The organism is Nitrosomonas mobilis (assembly GCF_900103035.1).
In the GTDB taxonomy this organism is placed as follows: Bacteria; Pseudomonadota; Gammaproteobacteria; order Burkholderiales; family Nitrosomonadaceae; genus Nitrosomonas; species Nitrosomonas mobilis.
The window spans coordinates 1-5,184 of the sequence record NZ_FMWO01000002.1; the positions used below are offsets into that span (position 1 = coordinate 1).

Sequence of the window (5,184 nt, forward strand, 5' to 3'; positions counted from 1 at the left end):
AACCCCACCAACCCCACCAACCCCACCTAATCTTACATTGTCTGTATAGGTTTCACTGATAGATAATCGCGGTCGAATATCCCATTCTGCTGCTTGTACCGTTAAGTGCCAGCCGCTGATGCTAGCCAAAAAAATACCCCAGACATAGAACCGATGCGTTAAAGAAGAATAGCAAACCGGTGACTTCATTAATAGTAATAACCGTAATAGCCGGCGCTTGACTGGGTTCTTGCTTTATTGTAAATCAGGTTGACTACATCACAGGCTTCAATCTGTTGCAGAGCATCCTTAACGGTTTGCTGGGTAGTTCTCTCAGCTTCGACTACCAGTACAATTTGACCCATTTGACAGGCAAGGGCTCGCGACTCACTGGTTAAGAGTAACGGTGGGGAATCGAATATCACTATCCGATCGTGATAACGCTGAGCAAGTTCCTGCAAAATAGTCCCCATATTTTGGCTGGCCAGCAATTCGGTAGAATGGGTATGGCGTGTTCCCGCAGGGATTAATGTCAGTTTTTCCACGTTAGTTTTAATCATGACATCGGCTATTCCCAGTTCCGGATCCAAGATGATGTCTAATAACCCAGGTTCTTCTTTACTGAAGCCTAGTGTCTTGGGTATGGAAGGGCGCGCAACATCTGCATCGACCAGCAACACCCGGTGGTCCATCTCCATAGCAATACTCATGGCCAGATTGATCGAGCAGAAACTTTTACCTTCTCCCGCCAAAGAACTGGTCACCATGATCAAATTACCATTTTTTAATCCGCTCATCGGATTGAAGGCGTTGGATAGCAGTGGTCTTTTAATCAAGCGGAACTGCTCGGCCATGGCGGACTTGGTATGATTAAGCGTGACGATCCCCTGATGATGAAGATTTTCTAGATCAATTGCTATTTTTTTTGTCGTCTTCTTTGTATTTTTGGTTGCTTTCGTATTATGCAAAGAATCAGGTCGTTCAGTTTTAGCCACAAACATTTGATGTCCCGGCCTATCATGAATTGGCGCATCACCCCGTACAGAAGCTGCCGGTGATGGGCTATTCATCCGCAGGGCCTCTTCTGAAGGTTGTGGAATACGGCCTGTATCAGGGGAATAATACCTGGCATTACTTTTAGTAAGTTTATCTGCTGCTCGCTCTATGAGACTCATGTTCGCTCCTTCAATGCTTGTAATCTTACGCCCCGACCAAGTCTGTCAGGAAGCCATCTGTCGACAAACTCTCGGGTAGCATCAGACAAATTCAATTCAGCCATGATTGTGCTGTTGCCAAACCAGGTAATTTTGTAAAGCTAACCAATACGGCGTAACACATTACTAACAGAAGCAATGATGCGCCAAAGGCATAAAGCTGTCCTTTACGTTTTATTTTTTCCTGATCAGTCCAGATCATCGGTACTGTTCCCAGAATGGGCAAACCTGTTACTTCGCGCAAACCGCCTTGAGTATGGAAAGTAGGGCGTATCTGACTGATAATGAATGCCATGCCGATTCCCCCTATCAGCGCACCGAGGAACACAAATGTAAACAGCTTCTTGCGATCTGGCCCGGCTGGTGCTTCAGGAACTGTAGGAGGGTCAATAATTCTGAATGACATCAGACCAGTCGCGGAACTCAATTCTCCTGAAATCTCGGCCGATGCTCGGCGCTCAAGCAACTTTTCATAGTTGGCTTTATTGACGTTGTAATCACGATTGAGCTGTTGCATTTCTATCTCAACTGCCGGCACCATCGCACTCATTGACTTGAGCCGCTCAAAGCGCGCCTCATACTCAGCCACCCGTACTTCCATAGCCGCTACCAATGACTGGGCTTCCGTCAACGCAATATTGAGCTGCTGCAGCATAGGGTTATAATTCATGCCGTTATTACTCGCTGACCCCATTAGTCTGGCTTCCTCAATCTTGCGTTCTTCCAGGACAGCAACGAGTCTTTTGGCGGCAATCACATCCGGATGTTGTTCCGTGTAATTTAGTAACATAGTGTCAAGATTGGAGTTCAGTGCTTGGATGCGCGTATCAATTTCAGGATTAACAATGCTTTTCGGAGAAATTTCGCTGGCTTCTAATAATAGTACCGGTTCGTCGCCAGTCATTTGCTTCTGAACGGCGTTTCGCGACTGCTGCGCCTCGGCCAGTGAGAGTCTCGCCTTTTCCAACTCTTCTCGTGCAGCAACCAGCTGTGTATAGTAATCCCCTTGACCAGGCAGAAGCCCAAGATTTTTCTGCTTGAACGCGGTTACCGCAGCCTCAGCAGCGACCAGTTTTTCCTCATAGGCTGCGATTTGCTGATCGATGAAGCGCAAAGCGGTCGTTGAGTCCTGTCGTTTGCCTTCCAGCCCGCCTTCGACAAAAATGGTCAAGAGCGACTGAACGATATCTTTGGCCAGTTTAGGATTCTTGTCGCTATATGAGATGGTGAAAATATTATCTCGCCCGGTTGATGCCAGTCTGATTTCTTTCATTAGCGAAATAACCAGCTTATCCATGGCGCTGTCATTGGTAACCTTGATGTCCAGATCGACCATGCGGATGATTCTCTCCACATTGGGACGACTAATTAAGGTTCGACTCATAATAGTCACCTGCTGCTCCGGGTTTGGCGATACCGTCATCCCTGCCATCAGCGGCCTGAGGATACTTTGGGTATCCACATAAATTCGTGCTGATGCTTCATAGTTATCCGGCATCTGGTAAACATAGAACCATCCCATCAGCGCAACAAACCAGGCGACCGCAACAGAGAGCCAGCGGTATTTCCAGACACCCTTAATATAAACCAAAAGCTGCGCAATTAACTCATCCATATTGAATCACCTTATTTCTCGCATAAACTATCCATGGAGGCATCAACGAACAATCAGAAGTAACTTTCGGGGATAACCAGCACATCCCCCTGATACATTGGCACATTAGCGGATACATCTCCATCACGAATCAGATCATTTAGCCTGACCCGATATTGTTGCTGCACACCATCCACCACTCTTATGATTCTCGCCCGGTTCCCTGCCGCAAATTCTGTTAACCCACCTACTGCAATCATCACGTCCATGACCGACATGTTTTCGCGATAAGGGAGTGCTTGGGGTTCTGCCGCCTCGCCAATCACTCGGATCTGCTCGGTGAATGGCCCCACGAAGGCAGTGATAACCACTGTCACAACAGGTTGCTGCAAGTATTTTGCAAGCGTTTCTTCTATATCGCGCGCAAGTTGCGTAGATGTTTTACCGCTAGCGGGGAGATCCTCAACCAAAGGTGTAGTAATTTTCCCATCTGGCCGCACCGGAACACTCATCGAGATTTCCGGATTACGCCAGACGATGATATTCAAGGTATCCCCAGGCCCAATCAGATAGTCATGGGGTGTTTTTTCTCCCTGGGTAGTCAGTAACGGGAAACTGGTACAACCACCTAGTATTAATAAACTAACAATAAAAGAAGCAATTAACCCCATTTTAGATATCATATTCACGTTGAAGACCTCGAAATTGAAAATTATCCAAGCTGATTTCCTTGATTTTATTTGCAAAATATTACAAAAATTGAAAAAATTTTTTGACCATGTGCAATCTTAATCTTTGGCCGACCAGGCCAGTAATCTTCAGTAATTCAATTGATAAACACTGATGTCGCAGCGGATAAAACAATACGCAAAGCTATCGCATATTCGCTGATCGTGAATTTACTTGAAGATTAAATACGACACTTACATGCAAAACTATATCTTTTAATTTAATATCGAACCAACATACGCGATACGATAGCTTTTACAGCAATCTGCTTACCAGAGCATACTTAATAACATATGCACAATTTTATCGAAAAAACGATTTGCTGATTAAGGACATTTTTAATGCTCTATATTTCTTTGCCCAAAAATTACTTCGATATCTAAAATAGAAAATTCAAAATAATTATTTGATTATATTGTCTTTTAAAAAATAAATTTTAAGCATGCATTTGTGGCAGCGCGTTCAATGAACGCCGATAAAAAGAAAAGCTAAATAACTAACGATGTGCGAAGAGAAGATGATGTAGTTTTTATTGGCAGGAAGAATTTTATTCTCTCGAGGAGCCATTCTATAATTCAGAAGATAAAATATGATATAAGACCCTTCTGTCCGGAGGGCATTATACATCCTGATTAGCAACGAACGTCAGCCATTCGAATAGAGTGCAAGGGCTGCGGAGTGGTCGAAGCAAATCGTTCGTGCAGTGAGCAAAGATCAAAACACCGGTTGAATCGGTAACTGAAAGCGGCAAGATAGCGAGCGACATACTTGCGGAAGTTGAAAGCATGGTAACAACCCGACAAACTGGTCTTGAGATTGCCGAGGATAGTGTTGATCCACCGGAACTCGGGAGTCTCCCTTGGTTTGCGTCCGGCGATAACTGTAAAATGGTGGCTACAGCCAATTTTGGTGACGGCACCAAAGCAGGCCAAGGCATCCGAGAATACCGTGCTGCCGGGTGCCAGACAATCCTTTGCCCAAGCTGAAATTGCCTTTAGCGTAAATCCCGAGACTGGGGTAAGCCTCACGCGCAAAGGGTGATCATCCTCAGTCAGAGACACAGCGGCAACAATGGGCACCTTATTCTCTGAACCTCTACCCGCTTTTCCTCCCGCACGCTCTCCACCAAGATAAGCATCATCGACCTGGATTCTGCCATCAAGGACATAGCGCTCCTCACGATTAGCCATCGCCTGCATCAGTTTGTGATGTATCAACCATGCCGTAGGATAGCTCACTCCCAGCTGGCGCTTGAGCGCCAGGGATGACAAACCGGTCTTGGCCTGACTAACCAGATAAATTGCCAAAAACCAGACGGTCAACGGTAGTTTAGTGCCCTGAAAAACTGTCCCGGCAATCAATGAGGTCTGATGTCGGCAGGCTCTGCATTGAAAAACCTTGCGTATACCATCACGTATGACATAGTAAGCAGTACCGTTACAGCGTGGACAGTGAAACCCATCCGACCAACGGGCAACCTCCAGCGCTTGCTCGCACTGCGCCTCCGTACCAAAGCCCTTGAGAAATTCCAGCATCGACAGTCCAGATTGAAATTGAATTCGATTCATCGCCATGATCGATCACTCCTTGTATCATTTAACAGCCATGACTTTTATGTCGCAACAAACTCGTCAGACAAATCTTGCTGACGTTCGTTGCTAATCAGGT

The 5,184-nt window shown here is 45.8% G+C and carries 4 protein-coding genes; all 4 read right to left on the reverse strand.

Annotated features, from left to right (window positions below):
- Positions 1–188: 188 nt before the first annotated feature.
- Positions 189–1,154 carry an XrtA-associated tyrosine autokinase gene (locus NSMM_RS00005; protein ID WP_090283374.1) on the reverse strand — a complete coding sequence of 322 codons (966 nt, stop codon included), beginning with the start codon at positions 1,152–1,154 and terminating at the stop codon, positions 189–191.
- 91 nt (positions 1,155–1,245) lie between these two features.
- A complete protein-coding gene (locus tag NSMM_RS00010) occupies positions 1,246–2,808 on the reverse strand; it encodes an XrtA system polysaccharide chain length determinant (RefSeq protein ID WP_090283376.1) in 1,563 nt (520 codons plus the stop codon).
- A gap of 53 nt (positions 2,809–2,861) precedes the next feature.
- Positions 2,862–3,470, reverse strand: coding sequence for an XrtA/PEP-CTERM system exopolysaccharide export protein (locus NSMM_RS00015; RefSeq protein WP_090283378.1), 609 nt, complete (start codon positions 3,468–3,470; stop codon positions 2,862–2,864).
- A gap of 678 nt (positions 3,471–4,148) precedes the next feature.
- Positions 4,149–5,090 carry an IS1595 family transposase gene (locus NSMM_RS00020; RefSeq protein ID WP_090283380.1) on the reverse strand — a complete coding sequence of 314 codons (942 nt, stop codon included), beginning with the start codon at positions 5,088–5,090 and terminating at the stop codon, positions 4,149–4,151.
- Positions 5,091–5,184 lie beyond the last annotated feature (94 nt).